This is a genomic window from Moorena sp. SIO4E2, assembly GCF_010671945.1.
Classification (GTDB): domain Bacteria; phylum Cyanobacteriota; class Cyanobacteriia; order Cyanobacteriales; family Coleofasciculaceae; genus Moorena; species Moorena producens.
The window spans coordinates 1-3,154 of sequence record NZ_JAAHIE010000721.1 but is presented as its reverse complement, the minus strand read 5'-3'; the positions used below and the strand labels follow the sequence as shown (position 1 = coordinate 3,154).

Sequence of the window (3,154 nt, the reverse complement as noted above, 5' to 3'; positions counted from 1 at the left end):
ACTGTTCCTTCCAACCTACACTAGTTAAGGTTTTAAACTTATAATTAGTCTCTGATGGTAGCACCAGAGTATTCATCACATTAATATAACGAGGTACCTCGTCATGGGGAACACTCTCAATCCAAATCAGTTGGTCTTTAATTCCCCACTCTGCCGCCTTTTCCATCAATATCGGCTTGAGGGGACCACGCCCTAGCAGCAGCCACTTCCACTGCATCCCAGATAACCCAGCTAGGGCTTGACCCAAAGTCAGTAATCCCTTCTCCTCTACAAACCGTCCCACAAATCCCACCACAAAATCATTGGGTTGAATTCCCAACTGCTGTTTTAACTCTGGCTGAGGTTGGGGAAGAAACAGGCTTTCATCTACTCCCAATTGGGGCATTACTTTAGCTGCTCCGTTATAACCATGTTGTCGCAGGATTTCTACCCCATCCTGATTCCCACAAATCAGTCCATCGGTATGGCCCAGGTTATACCCTTCCAACACAGACACTGGAAATTTTACCTGGTAGGGCAGGTTCCACCAAGTAAAAAATAGGTTTTTTGCCTTTAGTCCCAATAGCTTATTCAGGGTAATAAATTGAGCATAACCTAATGCTTTAGCTCCCTGTTCCACTTGAATAATATTGGGGCGAAACTGTTTCAATAAAGAGATAATATCTAGCCCAAATGTCAGCAGCCCCTGATTATTTTCACTAAAGTTAGACACTGGTACCACCCGAAATGAACCTTCCTCACGGGGTTGGGTTTCAATGATGCGATTTTGAACACCACCAGGACGCCAGCGCCGGGGAACCACCACAGTTACCTCAATGTTAGGTTCTAAGTGAGCGAGTGTTCGTAACTTCTCGCAGTTAAGGTCAACAATATAGGAGTGGCTAGCAACTAAGATTTTCATGGGTAATTTTTTGACAGTTAACGGTTGCTGGTTGAAGGTTGCTGGTTGAAGGTTGAAGGTTGAAGGTTGAAGGTTGCTGGTTGCTGGTTGCTGGTTGCTGGTTGAAGGTTGCTGGTTGCTGGTTGCTGGTTGCTGGTTGAAGGTTGAAGGTTGCTGGTTGCTGGTTGCTGGTTGAACGCGATCGCGTGGCCGAAAGGCCAAGGTTGGAGGTTGGAGGTTGTTCGCCCTTGGCGTTCCCGTAGTATCAATCAGCTTGGTTCATGTAGGATTAATCACAATGGTGAGAGATCTCAGTTAAACTTAGCTCTTGTACCAGTACCAAACTACCTACTTAAGACTAGTGAAAATATAGCAATTCTACGACTTGTGAGGTACAAATATCTGGGTTTTAGGGAGCAGGGACTGAGGCCGTAGGCCACGCTACGCGAACGGAGCAGGGACTTCGGAGCAGGTAAGAGAGAAGAGGCAAGAGCCAATAGTCAAACAATTATGTGTACCTCATGAGTCCTAGAAACGCTATAAATAGGTATTTTTAGTTCTTGTTACTTAAACTATACTTATAAATTTTGTTTTTAAAACAGGATTAAATTTTAATTATTATGACTTTAATATCAGCAATTATGACTATAGCGGTTTTAATTTGGTGAGGTACATTTTTTTTGTTTTAGTGAAGATAGAACAGTTAACAAGGAACAGGTAAGAGGGAAGAGGTAAAAAATATTGTGTACCTGATTAGGCTAGAAACCGCTAGACTAAATTTTAAATGGTTTAATTGAAGGGGCAAGATCATAATTAGGTTTATTTATTGGTAGGTTTAAGATTTAAACGCTCGCTTTAACTGGCAACCTTAAACCAACTAACCTTCAACCAACTAACCTTCAACCAACTAACCTTCAACCAACTAACCTTCAACCAACTAACCTTCAACCAACTAACCTTCAACCAACTAACCTTCAACCAACTAACCTTCAACCAACTAACCTTCAACCTTATAACCGTCTAGCCGACTATAAATTTGACCATCATCCCAGATAGATTTGATGCGTGTACCAAGTGCTTTTAAAAATCCCAACATGTAGAAACCAGCGCGGCTAATAATTTTGATCGGGGAACCACTTTTATTACAAGGAGGATTTCCTAAGACGTGGCAATCAAATAGACGACCAAACAGCCGTAGCTGTTGACTAAGGGTAAGGTTTTTCATTCCCATCAGGAAATGGTTGTGATAAAAGGTCAACTGATACTCAAGCGATCGCGTAGTAATATCATGACATCCCCCAGTTTCTTCCCCTAAATGGACTAAATAAGCATCTGGGTCATACCAAATTTGATAACCAGTGCGGCGAAATCGCAAACAAAAATCTGACTCCTCACGAACCGCACTCCCCCGGAACTGTTCATCAAAGTGCAGCCCGTACTTGGTAAAAATTTCCCGGCGGAAAGACATATTGCAGCCTCGGGCTGAGATCACCCGTTGGGGCTTCACGGTATGGACTAAGTCTATGTAATACCATGCAATCCCAGGGTCCATGGCCTCCTTAGGCAAGTCTTCAATGGTGTAAGAGGGAGTGGGGGAATCTGCTGCTGCTCCTTTCTCCGCTAGCTTCATCCGGTCAAATACTCGTCCTGCCACTGCCCCAATCTCTGGGGATTGTTCATAGTTACGAGCGTGAGCAGTTAAATACCCCGGTGGCATCTTGATATCATCATCAATAAACACAATAATCTCCCCGGATGCCCGCCTTACCCCATAATTTCTTGCCCCAGGTAAACTTGCCCAATCAACCCGGAACCAGCGAATCTTACCAGCATTAGCCAGCTGCTCTAAATAGGATTGAATCTCTGGTTTGTGGGTTCGAGTTTGATCAACAACCAGTACTTCAAAAGCAGGGTAGTCTTGCTTGAGGACATCTTCTAGGGTATCCCGCAAAGGGTCTTCCCGTCCGTAAGTAGGGATAATTACAGAAATCATTGTCGTTGTTTTGAGTACTTTGTCCTTAAGCATTTAACTGCTGATAATGCCGACAATCGATAATAGTTTAACTAACATGCTATCCTTGGACATCCGTGGTTTTATGGAAAGTTAGACAATTCTTAAGCTAAGAGGTAAAACCAATACAGCTTTCCCATGGCTGGTGAGGTACACCTGAGTCTTAGAAGATAGGGGTTTCATTGCTGAATCTGTACCTCACGGGAGCTAGAAACGCTGTCCCAGCATAGTACAGGGAACAGTTATCCGTGGAGACCGGTTCA

At 43.6% G+C, this 3,154-nt stretch carries 3 protein-coding genes; all 3 read right to left on the bottom strand.

Features of this window, described 5'->3' with window-relative positions; translation table 11 throughout:
- Positions 1-901: glycosyltransferase (locus F6K37_RS36010; RefSeq protein WP_287255757.1), on the bottom strand; the 901-nt coding region annotated here is incomplete at its 3' end.
- Positions 902-1,735: 834 nt separating this feature from the next.
- The gene (locus tag F6K37_RS36005) at positions 1,736-1,873 is read right to left on the bottom strand and encodes a hypothetical protein (RefSeq protein ID WP_287255754.1); all 138 of its coding nucleotides are present in this window, start codon (positions 1,871-1,873) and stop codon (positions 1,736-1,738) included.
- A gap of 4 nt (positions 1,874-1,877) precedes the next feature.
- A complete protein-coding gene (gene hpsN / locus F6K37_RS36000) occupies positions 1,878-2,906 on the bottom strand; it encodes a hormogonium polysaccharide biosynthesis glycosyltransferase HpsN (protein ID WP_287255752.1) in 1,029 nt (342 codons plus the stop codon).
- Positions 2,907-3,154: the final 248 nt, after the last annotated feature.